We start from the raw sequence: 18913 nt of genomic DNA, 5'->3' as shown, positions 1-18913 counted from the left end.
TCGCCAACGCAGAGCACACCGCCAGCCCCAACCAGCCAACTGATCAGACCAGCTCAACACCCCGGACACTGATCAGATCGAACGAGCCGCGACATCTGGCGCTCCTGCAGACCGCGCTCCTGGAGCACGCCGCCGCGCGCAACCTCCGCACCGTCATGACCTTCCACCAGAAGGTCGAAGAAGCGAGGGCCTTCGCGGACAAGCTCCCCGCAACCGCTGCCGAGCTGTACGTCAACGACACCTCCGACGAGGACCTGGCCGCCGCGGACCGCCTGCCGAAGTCGTCGATCGACGCGGAGTTCTATGAGCTGGAGGCCGGCCGCCACGTCCCGCCGGACCGGGTGTGGGCGGCATGGCTGTGCGGCGACCACCTCGTCAGCGAGCGGCGCGAGGTCCTGCGCCAGTTCGCCAACGGCATCGACGCGGCCGGCCGCCGGGTGCACCGCGCCTTCCTCGCCAGCGTTCGCGTGCTCGGAGAGGGCGTGGACATCACCGGCGAACGGGGAGTCGACTCGATCTGCTTCGCGGACACCCGCGGCTCCCAGGTGGAGATCGTGCAGAACATCGGCCGCGCGCTCCGCCTCAACAAGGACGGCTCCACCAAGGTCGCGCGCATCATCGTGCCCGTCTTCCTGGAGCCCGGCGAGGACCCGACCGACATGGTCGCCAGCGCCAGTTTCAAGCCGCTCGTAGCCGTGCTCCAGGGCCTGCGCTCACACGACGAGCGCCTGGTCGAACAGCTCGCCTCCCTTGCGCTCACCAGCGGCAAGCGCAAGGTCCACCTCCAGCGCGACAAGCACGGGCGGATCATCGGGGCCGACGGTGCCAGCGACGGCGACGACCAGGAGCACGACGACACCCAGGCCGCCGCCGAAGCGGCCCTGCTCCACTTCTCCAGCCCGCGAGACCCGGCGACCATCGCCGCTTTCCTTCGGACCCGGGTCTACCGGCCCGAGTCGCTGGTGTGGCTGACGGGCTACCAGGCCCTCATCCGCTGGCGCGCCGAGAACAAGATCACCGGCATCTACGCCGTCCCCTACGACGTCGAGGTCGAGGTCGGCGTCACGAAGGACTTCCCCCTCGGGCGATGGGTACACCAGCAGCGCAAAGCCCTGCGGGCCGGGGAGCTGGAGCCGCGGCGCAAGGAGCTCCTGGACACGCCGGAGGCCGGCATGGTCTGGGAGCCAGGCGAGGAAGCGTGGGAGAACAAACTCGCCGTGTTCCGGTCCTACTGGCGGGCCACCGGGCACCTCGCGCCCCGGCAGGACACCGTGTGGGGCGAGAACGACGCCGAGGGCCTGGTACCCGTCGGGCAGCACATGGCGAACCTGCGCCGGAAGGGCGGCCTGGGCAAGGACGCGCAGCGGGCGGCGAAGCGCGCGCAGCAGCTAACCGCGATCGACCCGGACTGGAACTGCCCCTGGCCGCTCAACTGGCAACGCCACTACCGCGTCCTCGCCGACCTCGTCGACGCCGACGGCCCCACCATCCTCACCGAAATCCAGCCCGGCGTGACCTTCGACGGCGACGACATCGGACAGTGGCTCCAGCGGCAGACGAACGCGTGGACGGAACTGTCGGAAGAACAGCAGCGGCGACTTTCCGAACTGGGCGTCAAGCCCGCCGGGCGACCCGCTCCAGCCCCGGAGGCCATGGGCACTGGAAAGACGGCCGGGAAGGCGGCAGCGGCCTTCCAGCGCGGCACCGCGGCCCTCGCCCAGTACATCGCCCGCGAAGGCCACCACCGCGTCCCCAGGAGTCACGCAGAGGAGCTCACGATCGACGGCGAGGCGGAGCCGGTGATCGTGAAGCTGGGCGTATGGGTCTCCAACACCAAAATTCGCCGCGACAAACTCACCCCCGAACAGCGGACAACACTCGCCGAACTGGGGGTGGAGTGGGCGTGAGCACGCCTGCTGGCCATCGGAATGCGGTCCTGGCCATGTCCTGTCAGGGGTTGGGGCCCTCGTCTCCTCAGTCGGGGACCGAGGCTCCTCCTCAACCCACGAGCAACCCTCGATTCTGGCAGAGTGGACCACGTGCCCGACTATGACCTGACACGCCTTGGAACTCGCGCCTTTGAGCAGCTCGTGGTTGCTCTGGCTCGTCGGGACATCGGACCGGGGGTGCAGGTTTTCGGCGACGGACGCGACGGTGGCCGTGAGGCAACGTTCGAAGGCACGATCAACTGGTCCAGCACATCAGCCGGGGGCACGGACCGCTTGGACTGCTGGTCGGGGTACACCGTCCTGCAGGCCAAATTCCATGTGAAACCCGGGCAGACCCCACACGACAACGCTCTGTGGTTGCAGGCACAGATCAAGAACGAGATCGACGGTTGGATCAAAGCTGCGCAAGCGAGCACCCGCTCTCGTCTTCCCGATTATTTGATCTTTGTCACCAACGTCGACCTGTCCGCTGTTGCCAAGGTAGGCGGGATTGACAAAGTGAACCAGGCCGTGCGGAGACGGCTGACTGAGATGGAGACCACCCGTAGCGGCCTGCGGGTCAAAGACTTCGCGATCTGGCATGGGGACCAGATCCGCTCGATGCTGGATGCCAACCAGGAAGTGCGCTACGCCTTTCCCGCTCTTCTGACGGCCGGTGACGTTCTGGCGAAACTGGCCCCCGACTGGGTCAGCCTGGGGACCTTCGATGCGCAGGACCCGTTGCGCGAGCAGCTCCTTCACGCGATCAAGGACGACCGCTGGATCCGGCTGAGTCAATCCGGCGGTCCGGGTGAGGCGAAGCTCTGGCTCGACGACATCGCGATTGACCTGCCCGCAACTCTCGGCAGTCCCGACGGCGACCTGACCGTCCGAGCCGTTCAGCGTGTGCTGGAGCTTGGCGACATGGTGTTGCGTCAGCGCCAACCAGACCGCATCAAGCGATCCAACGTTGTGCTCGTTGGCGGCCCGGGGCAGGGCAAGTCCACCCTCAGCCAACTCATCGCTCAGGCCTACCGGGTGGCACTGCTCACGGGCGCCAGCCCGGGGCCTTCAATCCAGGAAGTTATCGACGGCACCCGCTCGGCTCTCGCCCGACTCGGACTGTCAGTCCCCAGCAACCGTCGCTGGCCGACTCGTATCGACCTCGCCAAGTATGCCGAGGAGCTGGCCAGCGGCGCCGAGGTTTCCCTGCTGCGGTGGATCTCCACACGGCTGTCCGAACGCACCGACCGGGATATCTCTCCCAGCACGCTCCGTGGGTGGCTCCGAGCATGGCCGTGGGCTCTGATCCTCGATGGCCTTGATGAGGTTCCCTCGGTTGACGCTCGCCGTCTCATTTACAGCAAGATCGACGACCTGCTCACCAGTGCCGAGGACCTCGACGCCGATCTCCTCATCGTGGTCACCACCCGCCCCACCGGCTATGACGAACGCTTCTCCGCAGACCGCTTCGAGCACCTGCAGCTGCAGCAACTCCCTGCCGGTGAGGCAGCAGCCTTCGCTCAGCAGATCACCGACAAGCGCTTCACCGACGATGACGAGATGCGGATCAAGGTGGCCGCGCGCATGCGAGACGCTGCTCGCGACCCGGTGACGATCCGCCTGATGGAAACACCGCTGCAGGTGACGATCATGTCGTTCATCGTGGAGAAATTCCCCACGCTGCCCCCTGACCGGTTCACGCTGTTCGACATGTACTACCGGACGATGTTCGATCGGGAAGTCGCCAAAGACATCCCCATCGCACGGTTCCTTTCCCAGCACCGCACCCAAATCGACCGTCTCCACGAGCACGTCGGGCTCATCCTCCAAGCCGCCTCCGAAACCGCGGACGGAGCCGAAGCAACGATCAGCCCTTATGGTCTCCACGACATTGCCCTGCAGCGCCTGTTGGACCGCGGATTCACACGCGCCGATGCTGAAACCCATGCCGGAGCCCTAGTCGAAGCCGCCACCCACCGGCTGGTCCTACTTGGCCCCCGGGACAACGGAGTCGGCTTCGACATCCGCACCCTCCAAGAGCTGATGGCCGCGCGCGCCATCGCCGAAGGCGATGACGCTGTCGTGATGTCCCGGCTACGGCTGATCGCCCACCACCCCCACTGGCGCAACACCTGGCTGCTCGCCGGCGGCGAGCTCCTCCTACGTTCCGAACGCTTCGAAAAGAGAATCCTCGACCTACTCAAACACCTCGACTCCGATCCCCACCGGCTGAACGCCCGCTACCCCGCCGCGCCAGCGCTCGCCGCGGATATCCTCGATGACAATCTCGCCACTAAACGGCCCCGCTTCGAACGAGGTCTCATTGAACGGCTGCTCAGCGTCCTGGACCGCCCACCGGTCGTTGACATGCCGCGCCTCGCCACAACACTCCTGCGCATCGCCAGCACAGACACCTACCGTCGGCTCGTCTACGACCGCATTAGCTCCGCTGCGTCAGCCGGAGCCGCACGCCGAGCCGCTTCCGCCCTTGTGCTGGAAGAGATGGCCATGGAGGTCCCCTCTCACGACGCACGGCTCACCAGCATGCTCAATGCCTACAGCGCGCTGGCGATGCCTGAGACTGAGGTGCAGGCAATAGGCGCCTGGCAGGGTATGTCAACACGCAGCATTCCCCTTGAGGGCACCGTTGGTACGGAAGCCCATTTCCGTGTGCTGGGTCACGTCACTCTCTTCTACGGTCCAGACGCGAAGACCGTCTCGTTGCCTGCCTACCTCGAGGAACTCGTGGAACCTGTCGGCCTCAGCGACAAGGATCTACAAGTCCTACGAAGCGGCCTCGCGACGCTGTCGGACTCCCGCTTCTGTCTCTCCGGCCCCCCGCCTGGAACCGCCATTCCTGTCGTCCTACACAGCGGACCGGCGGAACCTCTTGTGCAGGCCCTTCAGAACGAGGATGTCGCAGCCTCACTCGACCTCGCCCTCAGCGCTTTGCCATCCACGCACTGGACTATCGAAGCCATGCTCGGTGCCACCTTCAAACCCAGCCAGAACCGGCAACCTGTCGGCCCCATACTCCTGCTCGCCATCGCCGAGGACCACACCTCAGACAACTACTACGCCGATTGATCGACGCCTGCTGCGCCCCGGCCGTCCGCGCAGGGTAGACCGGCCTGTGGGGCAGTGCCAGCGGAATGGGACACACCACGAGGCGACAGTGCGTAGCGGCCCTTCAGGGCGAGGCGCCTGAGCCTGGAATGCCTGCCAGGCCGGCGGCTTGCCACGCCGCGAACAGGGCATCGCGCGCGGAGCGGAAGGTGTCGTCACGCTCGCCCTCGAGGAGCAACGGGTGGCCACCGTGCGGACTGCCGGAATGTCCAGGGAGAGGACGGCGAGGATGCGCTCCAGGTCGGCGACCACCTCGTCGAGGCCGCGGGGCGGGGTGAAGCAGCGCATGGCGTGGTCGCGTACGAGGCCGTAGTCCTCGGCGGCGGCGTCGTACGCGTCCCGTGCCCGCCGCAGGATGCCCAGGACCTCCCACAGCGCTTCCAGCACGAAAGCCGGCGGCGCCATCAGGCCGCCGGTAGTCCGCACGGGGAGAGTAGGCGGGTGACGAAGAACCGAGCGGACCATCTCTGTGTGCTGCCGGGAGATCCGGCCTGGATCGACGACGCCCGGTACGTGCAGGAGATCCTCGACTGCCTCGCCGCCGCGGCGGGAACTTGCTGCGCTCCTTCCGACCGCACAGCAGCTCCCCATCCCTGTCCCGTCCGTACCGGCCAGGCTCCCAGCACCCACCGACCACACAGGCGGCCTTCCCCCGATCAACGAACAATGGTGGACCGGCCCGTCCCCAGGTCCAGGGTCGCTACGGACTGTCGGTGATCGTGCTGGCAGGCGGCGCTACGGCCGTGGTCGCGGGCGAACTGCCAACGCGCGCGTTCGTCGCGGTCGGCCGGCTCCGGGAGCCTGGCCGTCAGCTGGTACCCCCAGGCGCTCAGGGCGTCCGTTACGGCCTCGGGTGTCACGCAGGCAGTGCAGGGCCACCCGGTCAGATGCGCCAGGAGCGCAGGCGGCCGCGTGGTGTGGTGGCGCTGCCGGCAGTGCGCGGAAGAGTTTCGAACCGAGGTGCAGGCCGAGTCTGCAGAAGGTTCAACGCCGCAGGCTGGAGCCCCTCGGTCAGTGGCGTCTGATATCTGCTGCCCTGTCAGGTACGTCGTAAGTACACCGGATCGCTGGGAGATGCGATTCATGCCTTTCACTGCGCTGCACGCCGAACTGGGCCTCCTCGACTCGGCCCTCCCATGCCTGGGACACGACCTGGAGTGGGGCCAGACCTACAAGGTCCACCCCCGCGTCCTGCTCACCTGCCCCGACTGTTCCTGGGGCCTGCACCCGAAGGTCTCCCGCTACGGGGTCCGGTTCTTTTGCCACGACCGTGACCGACCCGATTCGTGCGAGCTGCTGAACGAGTCGTGGGAGCACCGCATGCTCAAGCTGGAGATGGCGAGCGCGATCCGGGCGGCCGGGTGGTTCGCGGCACTGGAGGTGCCGGCCGAGGACGGGTCGTGGCGGGCGGACGTCATGGCCTCGTCCGCTGACGGGAGCCGACGCATGGCCTGGGAGGCACAGCTGTCACCGATTACTGTGGATGACATCGCCGCCCGCACCTCGCGGTACGCGGCCGAGGGGATCCGGGTGTGCTGGGTGCACCCGGGTATGCGGCCGCCGCAGTGGATCAGCGCGGTGCCGGCCATCCGGGTCAGGGCTCCGCAGGAGCGGAATCAGCCGTGGGTGGTGGACGACGGGCTTGCCGAGTTCGTGTACCGGAGCGGGCGGTGGGAGTTCCAGGAAGAGCCGCTGGAGCGGTTCGTGCGCTGGGTGCTGGAGGAGCAGCTCGTATCCGCGGAGGTGCTGCCCCGTTATCGGCGGGTGTACCGGGTGGTCGACGGTGAGCAGCGGCGGTTTCGCCGGGGTCAGTGGTGGACATCTCGAAGGTCGATCGCCGAGCAGGACAAGCACGAGCTGATGCGGCAGCGGCAGGAAGCCGCACGGGCGGAGCGGGAGGCCCGGCAGCAGGAGCAGGAGGAGGAGGCCGCGGAGCGGCGCCGCCAGGAGGTGGAGGAGCAGGAGCGGGCGCGAAAGGCCGAGGAGGCCGAACGCCGGCGCCTGCAGTGGGGGCAGGAGGCGCGCGTGCGTTTGAAGGAGGCGCAGCGCCGGTGGGCAGAGGAGGACGCGCGCCGAGAGCAGGAGCGGGTGGAACGCGAGGCGCGTCTGGCCCGCGAGCAGGCCGAGCGGGAGGAGAGGGAGCGCCAGGCCCTGGAGACGGCGCGAGCGTGGTGGGGCCGGCTGTCGCCACAGCAGCAGACCGGGCTGTTCGCCGCCGTCGCCGAGTACGCCTGGCGCGAGTCGAATCTGCGGGTGGAAATCCCGGAGAAGCCGACGATCTGGCCGCAGTACGCCCGCGGGGTTCCCATCCACGTGGCCGACAAGCGGCGAACGCTGTACGGGATCGTGCGGCCCTGCCCCGACCTGGTCGCCGGCTGCCCCGCACTCACGGAGGAGCTGGTCCTGGTCCGCAGCACCCACGAGTCACGCGAACTCGCCGTCGTTCTGCCCCAGGGCCGGATCGTCCACCTCGGCCTGCCCGAGCACGAACAGCTCGCCATGTGCTGAAGCGACCGGCTGGCAGCACTTCAACGGGAACAGCATCGCAACCACGTAGTGCTGCCGCTCTTCCCTCGGCGCTGGGGCGGGCCCGGACCGGGCCCGCCCGGCAATGCCTTCAGGTCAGGGCAGCATGGCCGGCCTCGGTGGCCTCCATCAGGTCAGGCCGCTCTCCGTTGGCTGGGTGGACAATCCGGATGAGACCGCCGTCGTGCAGGTCGATCATCGCCTTGTAGAGCCCGAACTGCTTCTCCTGCCATGCCACGCGCCGAGGATCTTCCTCGGCGGCGCTTCGCTCGAAGTTCGCCGGGTGGATGGTGTGAAAGAAGTCGGAGGCGGCCACGGGCTCTGATGAATGGGAGATCAGGCGGAGGAGCTCATGCTCGTCGGCATTCAACGTCATGAAGGCAGCGTAGAGGCAGGGCTGGGCAGGGGAACGGTTCCGGGCCCAGGTGTCGGCGGCTGACCACGCGTCGACCGCCTGAGGTGGATATGACGGGCGCCCGCACTGATAGGCAGTTGCGGCGGTACCGGCAGACAAGGCCGGTACACGGTGCTTGCGGTCCAGCGAAGCAGCTGGTCAGGTTCGGTGTCTCGCTCGCGTCGACTTCGAGCGACGAGGTCATGCGGCGGCTCACGGGGGAAGAGCAGCTTGCTGAAGCCGGAGAGGATGACGGCCAGCGAGCCCGGCTTACGCATAGATCGCCTCGCACGATCGGGCATGTGCGTGTGGAACCGCGCAGTTTCCTCCCTCAACCTGACGGGCGGCGTCAGATCCGCACACGGCACCGCGCCATCCGGTCGCGAAGGACTTTCTCACGGGATCGGACGGTTGTGTGCCCGCCTGGTGATGCGTTCACCAGCCGGGCACACACGATCACGAAGTTGCGGCCGAACTTCTCACGCGGACCGGCCGCTACGGACGTCTTCCCGAGGCGCTGTTGCCGTGCACCGCAAACAGCCGTGTGTCTCGCGTTCCTGGCGTGCCGGGCTGGGCATGGAGTGGGCGGGTACGGTGCCAGCCGCCGAGGTCGTCCCGGAGTCGCCCGCACCGGAGTTGCCCGCGCCGTTGGCCGCCCCGGCGAAGCGGCCGGTGCGGGTGCACCACGAGGAGTGTGACGAGGAGCTGCCGAGGGCGGGGCCTGCACCTGCTGGTCCATCAAGCGGTTCGGGCCGCCCTCCGAGCGGGAGGGCTACGGGGACGACTTCTGACCGCTCCCCCGCCGTGAGACCCCGGTCCCGCACAGGGCCCGGGGCCTCGTACGTCACCGGCGCGGGCTACCAGCGGCGCAGTTTCTCGATGAGGTCGCGGTGCCACTCGGTGCGGCGCGGCACGTACCCATCGGGCGCCGCGCCGAGAGCGAGGGCCTGGTCCGTGATTCCGTAGGTGACCCGGTAGGCCAGGACCTCGGTGGCGTGGTCCATCCACTCCTGCGTCCTGTGCGCCGGCGGGACCGGACCGAGCACGGTCACGAACCACATGGGCAGCAAGGCGCGGTCACGGATCGCGTCGGCCAGACGGCCGCGCAGCAGCCAGTTCAGTTTCCGCTGCGCCTTGTCGCCCTGCTCGATCAGGGAGGCCTTGGCCTGCCGCAGCGAGTCGTCCCGGGCCAGTGCGGCCTGCGCGGCCCGGGCGGGGCCGGCCAGCCTCTGGGCCCGCTGATCGTGCCCTTCGGCGAGCTGGCATGACATGCCGAAGTCCATGACGGCCTGCTTGAACTCGCGGGACGTGCGCGGCCGGCTGGCCAGGATGCCGGCGGCCTCCACCACCTTGTCGCGGTGCTCGTCACGTTCTTCGACCGCGCCTTCGTACGCGCGGATCTTCAGGCGGTGGGCCTCGCGCTGGTGCGTGGGCAGCAGGCCGGAGCGGACGTGGCAGCCGTGGTCGGCGGTCCTGGCCAGCTTCGTCCACTGCGGGTCGATGGTGTCGAGGTCGGCGCGCGGGGCGCCGCCCGCGGCGAGCAGGTGGGCTTCGAGGACCTGGACACGGCCGGTCAGCCGCTTGAGAGCCTGACCGGTGTCCTGGATGTGGCCGCGTACGTCGTCGTCCAGCTCCGTCAGCTCGTTGCGGACGGTACTGAGATCGTCCTCGAGCCTGCGGAGGTCGCCGCGGATGTCACGCAGCTCGTCGTCGAGGTCTTCGACCTCCCCCAGCTTCGAACGCAGCGAGTAAAGCTCGCTCTCCACCGAGCCGGTCCGGGTCTCCAGACGGCGGACCTGGTAGCCGTAGTCGTCGCTCACCGCCGCGCCCCCTTCGGGTCGGCGCCCGTGCTGTCCATCGCGGACCCGGCGACCAGCATCCAGCCCAGGGCGGCGGCGATGATGAACCACCGGCTGATCACGCTCAAGCTGATGAGGGCCACCAGGAGGGCGACCACGTGCACGGCGATGGCCCCGAAACGGCGGTCACGGTGCTGCTCGGCGTCGACCTTCTGGAAACAGCCGGCCACCGTTGCCACGAAGTGCGGGACCAGCAGGAGTAACCACCATGTCGAGCGGTCCAGGACGAAGACCAGTGCGATCAGCACGGCGCCGACGGCCGCCTGGCCGCGCCAGGACCACGTCACGATGCGCTCACTGCGCCTGCGCTCGGGTTCGGCCAGACGCTCGGGAATCGTCGCCTCGAACTCCACCAGCTCGCCGGTGACGTCCACCAGCCGGGCGTACTCCACCGCGAACTGGTCATCGTCCACGTCGTATTTCAGCACCTCCGCACGGCGAGCACCGACCCTGTGCTGAAGCTGCGCCAGCTGCTCCTCGATCTGCTGCTCGGTGCTGCCCACCGAACCACCCCCACCCGCGATGCGACGACACGCCGACCGGACACTTCCCACCAGCGGCCACCGCCAGCCGTCAAACCGGTCGACCGTATCCGCAGCGGTCCCAGCCCCGCCGGGCAATCTCGTGCCGTGGCCGAAACCATGCTGATCACGGCCGTGCATCGATGCTGGCCAGAGCTTCGGCGTCGGCGGCAGACCGGGAGCCGGACCTGAACGCACTACACGGGCGCTGGCCCGGCCACCTTGTCCCAGCCGTCCAGGAAGGCGGCCAGGGCGCAGGGTTGCCTCCTGGCGGGTGACCTGCCGGGCGGAACGTCGCGGCCGACGTACGGGTCGACGGCGGCGAAGCCCAGGTGCTGGGGTTCGGCCGGCGCCAGGGCGCGGCGGGGTGTGCTGGGCAGGGGCTGCGAGGTCAGCGCCAGGATTCCGAGATGAGAGATTCACGAACACTGGACCGCGAGTCCGCAGCGAGGAGGTGCTGGTGCGACTGGGCGTATGGCTGTCCAACACCAAGAGCCGACGCACCAAACTCACCGGCCAGCAGCGCACCGTGCTGGTCGGCCTCGGATTGGAGTGGGCGGTGTAGGCGCCAACGAACTGGTTGCGTGGACCGCCAGTCCAGCGGTCCACGCAGGCCGGTAGGTACGGGTACTCATGTGCGAGCCCGCCGTTGTTCAGCGGGTAGCTCTTGCTCGATGTAGGACTGCTGGCAAACCGACTCCGCTTGGGGGCCATCGCTGTGAGACTGGCCTTGCGTTCCGTCGATGCCTTGGGGGAAATAGGTGGCAGCTGTCCTCCACTGTGACGGCCGTCTCCATGGCTGTAATGGTCATGGCGGTCCTACTGGTGCGCTCGGCCCGGGCCGACGCGAAGGCGGCCCAGCGGCGTGCCGACGAGGCCCATCAGCAGCTCCTGACCGACCAGGAGAAGCATAGGAAGGAGCTAGCGGAACGGGGCAAGGCCTCTGCCCGGAGCGCGCGCAGTACCTTCGACGGCCATGTTGCGGAGAACGCGTTCCCCTACGCGGCGGGACACAGTTACCACCCCAAGGACATCGTCCACGTCGGCAGGATCATCGACTTCCTGGTCTTCGACGGCCTCTTCGAGATCCGGCAAGGCACCCGGGCACTCGATGAACTGACGGTGGTCCTGGCCGACGTGAAGTACGGCTCCAGCCCACTCACCCGGGAACAGCGCGCTGTCCTCACGGCCATGAACAACGGCCGTACCCGCGGGGAGTACTGGAAGACCCGGGCGGACAACGGGCAGCTCGCCTACCAGCCCCGCGGACAGGCGCCGCTCCCGCGTGAAGGCGCACCGTCTGCGGGCGGCCCTCCATCGGCTGCCGCCCGCGTGGTGGAGCTGACCGACGGCCATCCTCCGGAGACATGACCGCGCCGGTCGCGGCGACCGTGCGGCCGGTGTCGTCATGGCGGTCCGCGCTGAACTTCCACGGCCCCCAGATGTGCGCGCGTACCTGCTCGGGGGTGGCGGTACCGGCGAGCTGGGGACCGTTGCCGCGGTGCGGATTGTCGTTACGGATGGACATGGTGATCTCGATGGCGTCGAGGGACAGCAACCCTGGTGGGCCTTCGAGGTGGGCCCGCAGCATGGCGGTGGAGCGGGCTTCGTTGGCCACGATGGCGCAGCGGAAGACGGGAGTGAGGTCGGCGTGCAGGCGCTGCTGCTCGATCCGGGGCATGGCCTGCGCGGCCCCGTTGGAGTTGCGTGCCGCCTTCCAGGAGCCGATGGCGGCGACGACAGCGACGATCGCAACGCCCAGCGCCAGGGCCGCGATCGTGTCGGTGGTGGTCATGGAGCTGGACGCTATCGCCGCGCCGCCCGTTCGTGGTCGGGACGGTCGATGTGGTGGGCGCGGCCGACTACTCGGCGGTGTCGGCCTGCGCCTGTACCAGGTCGGCGAACGCGTCGATGAACGGCTGGTCAGGCGTGTCCGGCGACATCGCGGCGGCGGCCTGCTTCAGGCGTTCATGGGCGGCCGGCGGCCGGGAAGACACCGCAGTCCTGCTGAAGGTCAAAGGGGCGGAGGTGACCGACGAGGATGTCCACGACGCCTGGTCCGCGTTGATGCAGACAGTCAACAGTGCTCACGAAGCGCTGATCCCCTACGACGATCTCGACCCGAAAACCCGCGCCTTCGACGCGCCGTACGCGGAGGCCATCCGCAAAGCAGCACGCCAGATGAGCACGTGAGTAGGCCGCGCGCTGATCTCTGTCCGCACTTCAGGGAGCGTTCCCGGACCAGCCCCGCTGGTGGGCAACTCAAGCGACCGCAGGAGAACAACGGGATCCGGGCCCGTACGGTCCGCATCCTGCACGGTCCCACCCCTGCCCTGTTTCCAGGACCAGAAACGGAAGGGCTGATACTGCTCGCCCCCGGCCTACAGCGTCGCGGCCGTGGCCTACCGCGGGTTCAGCGAACGGCAAGGACGGCCAAGACGATCAGCCGGTGCTTCCGTCAGAGGCGCCGCCCGACAACACCGGGGAGGACGAGGGCGCGCTGTTCGTCGTGCACCGGTCGGGCGCGGCAGGGCAGGCGGCCATCAGGTGGCACAGGAACAGACGGATCTCGGAGTAGAAGTCCGGGTCCTGGGAGGTGTAGCCGGTGACGGCGTCCTGTGCTTCCCCGTCTTCCGGCCGGTCCGGGCCGGCGGACGCAGAGTCGAGCCAGTCCAGCAGCTGCCGGGCATCGCCGTGTCCCCATACGGCCGCACGCCGCAGATACCGGACGGCGGCGCGCATCCCCAGCAGATGTCCGCGCCCCTGCCGGTGGGCCGCTGTGCTGCGGCGAGCGACAGCGGCAAGCAGACGAAACGCCGCCCCCGGATGCCGGGCCTCCAGGGCGCAGTGAAGCATGGACTCGGCCGTCTCGTTCTCGCCGCGGTGCAGTGCCCTGGACCCGATCCGGTAGGCGCTGTTGGCGTCCGAACGCCGGGGACACACCAGCAGGGGGGGCTGGCGCGGATGTCCTTCCCAGTCTCCGCCGGGACGGTCCCAGTGATCCCGGGGTTGCGCTTGCGCCAACAGCTGCTGCCGCAACCGCTCCATATAGGTCATCTCTTGCTCCTGCCGTGGTAGCCGGGCCGTGGCCGGCAGCCGGCATGACGCTACAGCCGACCACCGCATCCACTGCTCCACCATGCGGCACCTCTACCGCGCCCCACCGCTCATCGCCGCGGCGCGTCGCACGCAACCGCACACCCCGGTCAGCGAACGACGGTGGACCGGCCCGTCTCCAGGTCCAGGGTCGGTACGGGCTGACGGTGATCGTGCTGGCAGGCGGCGTTGCGGCCGCGGTCGCGGGCTCGCTGCCAGCGCGCGCGTTCGTCGCGGTCGGCCGGCTCCGGGAGCATGGCCGTGAGCTGGTACCCCCAGGCGCTCAGGGCGTCCGTTACGGCCTCGGGTGTCACGCAGGCCTCGCCGCGGTAGGTGTGCGTGTCGACGTCGGTGACCACCGTCGGCAGCAGGCGCAGCACCTCCCTAGCGTCGGTGAGCGCGGCGACCGCGTCGGTGACGAGAGCTTCGTGGTGGGCTTCTTGCTGGTGGCGGGCGGCGTGGACCGCGGCGAGGTCGTCGTGCTGGTCGCCGCGTGTCGTACCGGTCTGCCCGCAGCCCTCGCGTTCGCAGGTCCAGCGGGACCAGGCGCCCCGCCCCTCCACCGTGTAGCCCCTGCTGTAGGTCACGCACGGCTCCTCTCGTGGGCTTGAAGGGCCAGCACATCAGCGGCGCGGTGACCGTACGGCGGGTTCGCCGAGACCGGTCCGCAGGAGCCTGACGGGCAGTGCTCGGCGGCCCGCACGGGTGGATTTTTGCCTCACAAACACGGGACCGCGAGTCGGCACCTCGCGTACGCGGGACTCCGATACGCCTCCGGCTGCAGCAGCCGCACACCATCCGCCTCGCCCACGCGCCCCTGAGCTAAGAGCCCGCTGAGATCCAGGCGTGGGAAGACCGTCGGCCCACCACGGATCCAGTCCCTTGCTGCGCTTTCTGAGGGACATCCACACGCCCGTGCAACCCCTGTGTCGTTAGCGGTATGACGCACCAGCGAGTCTCCCAGGAGTCGTCATGAAGACGTCATGGTCATACCGCGCCAGTGCTGTCGGGGCGGTCATGCTCAGCGCGGTCATCACCACAGATGGTGCCGCCCATGCCGATGCCTACGGAGGTCTCCTTAACCCCACCTTCGGTAACGCATGCATCAATCACCACTCAAAAAGCCTCGCGAACGCCACCGCAAACGCCCGTGGTCTCCTCGTCAGCACTGCAGGCCAGGTACCGGCCGCAATCCCCTACAACAAATGCGGCGCCCTGGGTAAGCCCGAGCCAGTATGACGACTAGGCGCCTTTGCAGCTGCTGAGTTGCTTGAGTGACGCGCGGGGCTGCGCGGGTCACAGAGCGGATGGTCGCCAATGGGCACCGAGCGAAGAACGGTGACTCCGCTCTACCGGGCGGTCACAGCAGCCGATACCACCACGGCGGACGACTGCCCGCCCCTGCGACCCAAGCTTCCGCATCCGCCGCCAGGAGAACCGCGCGTAGGCAACCTCACGAAGTCACGCGCGGTAGCTGATCAGCGGATATGACACAGCTTCTCACCTTGTTCCTTAACCTCGGGCCCGGTCAGATGGCCACTCTTTGGAGTGACCATCTGACCGGGCCCGAGGTTAAGGAACAAGCTCACCCTCAAGGGGCTCGCCAGTCAGTAAGCGCTGCCATTATGCGTAGACCGAGATAACTTTTACCGTTTTGCAACGCTATGAGTGTCGCCCCGGCTTGAGGCCGGTTCAGTGCACAGCCTTCGACGGGCAGCACTGAGCGCTGGGCCGCACCAGACGGTGATGAGGAGGCGATGACCCGACCTCGACGCTACTGGCCCGACGGCACGCCCTGGCGGGCCAGTAGCCCGGTCCTACTCGCCCGCCGTGCCCTAGCCACCGAGGAAGCCGGTCAGGGGCGTGGCGCTGGGCTTCCTTTGCGGACTGCCTGCCGAGCGTGGGCGTCAGTGCGGAGCGATGTGTGGCCTGGCCAGGCGCCAGGGCAGGATCAACGCGCTTCGTTCCCCGGGCAAGACGAACGAGCACAACGGGTCCGGGCCGGCGGCGGCCAGATGCCGGTGACGACACCAGCCCGGCCCGCCTACATCTCCGGGCCGCTCGCTTCGTCGTCCTCGTCGTAGTCCGGCATCGGCAAGGGCTCGGCCTCCCGCATCAGCTCCGCCGTCCAGAACCGCTCCACCGCGGCGAGATCCTGCTCGGCCGGAGAGGTCACGGTGGGCTCATCGACCGCAGCATCCTCCGCCGGCTCGGCAGGGGCGCGGGAGCCGTCCGGCCAGCTGCGGGCGAAGCGCCGCAGGGCGCGCCGCTGTTCTTCTTCCCGCGCGATCTGGCGGGCCAGGACCGTGCGGTCGACGTGCGGGGCGACGGCGGCGAGGACCAGGCGCTGCAGTTCGTCCGGGTCCAAGGCTTCGACCTCCCACTGCACCGGGCGGGCGGCATCGAGGCCGTGGCGGCGGGCGAAGGCCGGCCAGCGCGGATCACCGCGTTTGCCCTCCGCCGGAGGCAGACTGTAGGCGAGGACCTGCCCGTAGGTGAGGGCGACGCGTTCGACCGTGGACCAGCAGCCGGTGCGGGCGACGAAGTCGCGCTCGATGTCCTCCCCCGACGCATCGCAGTCGCCGACGAACAGCAGACGGTGGTCCCGTTCGTCGTGGGCCGCGCGGGCCCGGACGACGTCAACGTAGGACTGGGAGCCGAAGCCGCGCACCACCAGCACCGGAATGCCCAGCTCGCCGACCCAGCCGGTCATCAGCGTGCGCAGCGTGTCCTTCTCGGCCGCGAGGTAGAGCGCGCACGGCTGGCCTTGCGTACGGTCCAGGCCGAACCGGTCTACCACCTCGCGCAGGAACGCTCCGGCGTCCGGCCAGGCGGGCGGGACGTGGACCTCGCGCAGGGTGTCGACCATGTCCGGGAAGTCACCCCGGCGCCGGGCCTCGGCGCACCGCGCCGACAGCCGCCGGTACATCGGCGGCGAATTCGCGATCACGCCCTCGGCGACGAGCCGGTAGTGCAGCTGGCGCAGCGTGCAGTTGCCCGGCCCGTAGCCGTTCGCGATCTGCCGTGCTCGCGCCACCACCGCGGCCCACCGAACCCGCCGTAAGCCCATACCGGTACATGTACCGCGCCACACCGCGCAGCGCCACGGCGCGTCGGACGAAGCCGCGCCGCAGCCGCTGCGTCCGTCCCGGCGGCAACCCGGAGCTCAGGGCACGTCGCCGCCCCAGTCCCATCGACCCGCGTCTCCGGGCCGCGGGTCGTACAGGGCCCGGCCGCCGGCACCGAACCGTCCGATCTCCGTGATCAGCGCGGCCCCGGTGGCGATCTCGTCCGGCGTCCAGCCGGTGATGTCGAGCAGCAGCCCGTCCAGCGGGCCGCCCACCAGTTCGGCGTACGTACGGCCCGGCCGCGGGCCCGGACGCGGGTCGTCGAAGTCCGTGCCGTAGACCCGGCCGCGCAGCAGTTCCTCATCCCTGTCCCAGACCATAACGACCAGGTTCCCAGCACCCACCGACAACACGGGCGGCCTTCCCACGGGCAGGAGGCGCAGTACGGCGGGCCGGCCATGCCGGAGGGCCCGAAGGCCCGCGCAGCGGACGTCCTCGTGCTCCGCCCGGCTGCCGTGCCTGCGCGCCGGTTCCGAGAGCGTCGTGGCTGACCGCCCGGCTGCCGGCCATGGGGCATCTGCTGGCTGGGCGGCTCCGCTGTCTCACCGTGCTGCTTCGGGTGTCACCCGGTAATGCGGTCGGGGTCGGGGAGTTCCGGTGGGAAGTGGCGCTCCAGGATCTGCGCCCAGCGGTGGAGGGGGACGTAGCCGGTGGTGTCGGCCTGCGCCTGGACCAGTTCGGTGAGGGCGTCGGCGAAGGGCTGTGCGGCGATGCCGGCGGGCAGTTCGGCGGCCGCCTTCTTGAGCCGGTCGTGCGCGGCGGGGAAGACGCCGCGGGCCCACTCCTCTTGCTCCTGGATCCGTTTGCCGCCCTCCACCAGATTGATTTCCATGATCGCCAGGGCCGGGCAGTCGGGCGTGTGCCAGGTCTCGCTGATTCTGCCGCCGGCCTTCAGATACGCGATGCGGGTGTTGTCAGGGGCTGGCAGGGCGAAGCAGTCGGTGCAGTCGACGCGTTCCGCTTCCGGCTGGTCGGTCATCGCGGATCTCCCTTCGGGTGGAGAGAGCCTGCCATCGGCGGTCATCGGGTGACCAGGGGTTTCCGCGCAGCCGCGGTTGCGGGCGCGGCGGTGCCCGGCCATGGCAACACCGCCGCCCGCCGCTATGACCTGCCCTCGGTCAGGCCGCTGGCGATGTTCTCGATGTAGAGCAGGGACCATTCGACGCCGGCCTGCCAGCCGGGAGCCTCGCTGCCGTACCGGCCTTCGGCCTCGGCCCGGATGCGGGCGGCCAGCGTCCGCAGATCTGTCTGGAGTCCCTGCCGCCGGGCGCTGTCCATGGCCTGGTGCATCTCTTCAGTGAGTTCGATGGGGTGCTTGTCGTTCACTCCTTCAGCTTGCCGTACACCGTCACCACGTCCCCCTCGGGCTGATGGACCGCGTCCCCCGTGGTCGGGGCGGGCAGCGGTGCGCCAGCCGGGCGCAGGGCCATGGAGCAACCCAGTGGTGCGACGGGCGGCCCGGGATCTGGGGACCGGCTGACGTGATCTTCTCCTGAGGAAGAAACTGGACCCCTCGCAAAGGCCGTCCTGTGACGACCCCGAACACTTGGGGAGGGCTCCGTGACGACCGTCCATATGAGCGCTGAAGACAGACTCTGCTCGGCCCGTTCGGTGCGGCGGAGGCCCGCAAGGAAGCGCAGGACGCTCAGTGTGCCGTCTGCACGCAGATAATCCGCTCCTCGGGCGAGGCGAACATCGTCGTCACCCGCAGCGACGAACCCGCCCAAGGGGCTGCAGGTGTACTTCACCCATCCTGCGTGCGCGCCGTCCACGGTGACCACTCTCGCTACCGGCAGTCCGCGCAACCCCGCAGGCAATGACATGCGGATGACCGCGCTGCCCGCCCCGGCCGACGGGCACCGGCTGCCGATGCTCGTCGCCGAGCTGGCCTGCCCCGTCTTCGTCGCCCCCAACGAACACGCGGAGCTCACCGGCGTCCTGGCGCCCTACCTTCAAGAGCACGGATTCGAAATGGCCAGCGACACCACCACGCCTCCTCCCCCGGCAGCCGAGGGATGGGCCGCGGTCCTCGCGGAGGACCCGGCCGGAGCAGAGGTTGGGGAGATCGGCGTCCTGAGCATCGCCGACGCCCAAGGCGCCGACTTCTTCCTCGGCACCATCCGCACCCCGCCCACCTGGCGTCCCACCGCGCTGGAACGTGGAGCGGTCGCCCTGTACGTCGGCCCGGCCCGCCTGGACCCCACGGACCCCGACACCGCCGCCCAGTACCGCCTGCTACAGCACGCGGCACGCAACGGGCACCTGCTGGCCGCCACCGTGGCCCTCTTCGACTACGCCGCGCTCTGACGCACCCCGCCTCATCACCGCAGCC

Annotated in this window: 17 protein-coding genes; 7 read left to right on the top strand and 10 right to left on the bottom strand. The window is 69.0% G+C overall.

Annotated elements, in window-relative coordinates; translation table 11 throughout:
* Positions 1 to 1907, top strand: a 1907-nt coding sequence (locus ACZ4QV_RS40440; RefSeq protein ID WP_467764338.1) for a helicase associated domain-containing protein, incomplete at its 5' end; no start/stop codon positions are given.
* A 132-nt stretch (positions 1908 to 2039) separates the two neighbouring features.
* Positions 2040 to 5018, top strand: a complete 2979-nt coding sequence (locus ACZ4QV_RS40435; RefSeq protein WP_467764337.1) for an NACHT domain-containing protein — start codon at positions 2040 to 2042, stop codon at positions 5016 to 5018.
* On the opposite strand, the gene ACZ4QV_RS40430 is transcribed toward ACZ4QV_RS40435, so the two are convergent.
* Positions 4995 to 5483, bottom strand: a complete 489-nt coding sequence (locus tag ACZ4QV_RS40430; protein ID WP_467764336.1) for a hypothetical protein — start codon at positions 5481 to 5483, stop codon at positions 4995 to 4997. The genes ACZ4QV_RS40435 and ACZ4QV_RS40430 overlap by 24 nt on opposite strands.
* A 657-nt stretch (positions 5484 to 6140) precedes the next feature.
* Between ACZ4QV_RS40430 and ACZ4QV_RS40425 the strand changes: the two genes are divergently transcribed.
* On the top strand, positions 6141 to 7565 hold the full coding sequence (locus ACZ4QV_RS40425; RefSeq protein ID WP_467764335.1) for a competence protein CoiA family protein: 1425 nt from the start codon (positions 6141 to 6143) through the stop codon (positions 7563 to 7565).
* 109 nt (positions 7566 to 7674) lie between these two features.
* Here ACZ4QV_RS40425 and ACZ4QV_RS40420 read toward each other — a convergent pair whose 3' ends face one another.
* The 3 genes from ACZ4QV_RS40420 to ACZ4QV_RS40410 form a co-directional block, all read right to left on the bottom strand.
* Positions 7675 to 7959 (bottom strand): hypothetical protein, encoded by a 285-nt coding sequence (locus ACZ4QV_RS40420; protein WP_467764334.1) that lies wholly within the window; start codon positions 7957 to 7959, stop codon positions 7675 to 7677.
* A gap of 875 nt (positions 7960 to 8834) precedes the next feature.
* The gene (locus tag ACZ4QV_RS40415; protein ID WP_467764333.1) at positions 8835 to 9797 is read right to left on the bottom strand and encodes a hypothetical protein; all 963 of its coding nucleotides are present in this window, start codon (positions 9795 to 9797) and stop codon (positions 8835 to 8837) included.
* Positions 9794 to 10339, bottom strand: a complete 546-nt coding sequence (locus tag ACZ4QV_RS40410) for a hypothetical protein (RefSeq protein WP_467764332.1) — start codon at positions 10337 to 10339, stop codon at positions 9794 to 9796. Before ACZ4QV_RS40410 ends, ACZ4QV_RS40415 begins: the two co-directional genes overlap by 4 nt.
* A gap of 813 nt (positions 10340 to 11152) precedes the next feature.
* On the opposite strand from ACZ4QV_RS40410, the gene ACZ4QV_RS40405 reads away from it, so the two are divergent.
* Together ACZ4QV_RS40405 and ACZ4QV_RS40400 are read left to right on the top strand one after the other, a co-directional pair.
* Positions 11153 to 11728 (top strand): Holliday junction resolvase-like protein, encoded by a 576-nt coding sequence (locus ACZ4QV_RS40405; protein ID WP_467764331.1) that lies wholly within the window; start codon positions 11153 to 11155, stop codon positions 11726 to 11728.
* A 477-nt stretch (positions 11729 to 12205) separates the two neighbouring features.
* Positions 12206 to 12550: a DUF7701 domain-containing protein gene (locus tag ACZ4QV_RS40400; RefSeq protein WP_467764330.1), complete on the top strand. Its 345-nt coding sequence runs from the start codon at positions 12206 to 12208 to the stop codon at positions 12548 to 12550.
* 249 nt (positions 12551 to 12799) lie between these two features.
* Here ACZ4QV_RS40400 and ACZ4QV_RS40395 read toward each other — a convergent pair whose 3' ends face one another.
* Together ACZ4QV_RS40395 and ACZ4QV_RS40390 are read right to left on the bottom strand one after the other, a co-directional pair.
* Positions 12800 to 13414 (bottom strand): hypothetical protein, encoded by a 615-nt coding sequence (locus ACZ4QV_RS40395; RefSeq protein ID WP_467764329.1) that lies wholly within the window; start codon positions 13412 to 13414, stop codon positions 12800 to 12802.
* A 149-nt stretch (positions 13415 to 13563) separates the two neighbouring features.
* A complete protein-coding gene (locus ACZ4QV_RS40390) occupies positions 13564 to 14040 on the bottom strand; it encodes a hypothetical protein (RefSeq protein ID WP_467764328.1) in 477 nt (158 codons plus the stop codon).
* A gap of 385 nt (positions 14041 to 14425) precedes the next feature.
* Between ACZ4QV_RS40390 and ACZ4QV_RS40385 the strand changes: the two genes are divergently transcribed.
* Positions 14426 to 14692 carry a hypothetical protein gene (locus ACZ4QV_RS40385; RefSeq protein ID WP_467764327.1) on the top strand — a complete coding sequence of 89 codons (267 nt, stop codon included), beginning with the start codon at positions 14426 to 14428 and terminating at the stop codon, positions 14690 to 14692.
* A gap of 805 nt (positions 14693 to 15497) precedes the next feature.
* On the opposite strand, the gene ACZ4QV_RS40380 is transcribed toward ACZ4QV_RS40385, so the two are convergent.
* The 4 genes from ACZ4QV_RS40380 to ACZ4QV_RS40365 all read right to left on the bottom strand — a co-directional run bounded on the left by ACZ4QV_RS40380 (position 15498) and on the right by ACZ4QV_RS40365 (position 17907).
* Positions 15498 to 16493, bottom strand: a complete 996-nt coding sequence (locus ACZ4QV_RS40380) for a hypothetical protein (protein ID WP_467764326.1) — start codon at positions 16491 to 16493, stop codon at positions 15498 to 15500.
* Positions 16494 to 16619: 126 nt separating this feature from the next.
* Positions 16620 to 16901, bottom strand: a complete 282-nt coding sequence (locus ACZ4QV_RS40375) for a hypothetical protein (protein WP_467764325.1) — start codon at positions 16899 to 16901, stop codon at positions 16620 to 16622.
* A gap of 242 nt (positions 16902 to 17143) precedes the next feature.
* Complete coding sequence (locus ACZ4QV_RS40370; protein WP_467764324.1) at positions 17144 to 17560, bottom strand: hypothetical protein; 417 nt, start codon at positions 17558 to 17560, stop codon at positions 17144 to 17146.
* Between the two features lie 122 nt (positions 17561 to 17682).
* A complete protein-coding gene (locus tag ACZ4QV_RS40365) occupies positions 17683 to 17907 on the bottom strand; it encodes a hypothetical protein (protein WP_467764323.1) in 225 nt (74 codons plus the stop codon).
* Positions 17908 to 18408: 501 nt separating this feature from the next.
* Here ACZ4QV_RS40365 and ACZ4QV_RS40360 point away from each other — a divergent pair.
* Complete coding sequence (locus ACZ4QV_RS40360) at positions 18409 to 18888, top strand: hypothetical protein (RefSeq protein ID WP_467764322.1); 480 nt, start codon at positions 18409 to 18411, stop codon at positions 18886 to 18888.
* The last annotated feature ends 25 nt before the right edge of the window (positions 18889 to 18913 follow it).

Source organism: Streptomyces sp. NPDC026394 (genome assembly GCF_055567735.1).
This window is presented reverse-complemented; position numbering and strand designations above follow the sequence as displayed.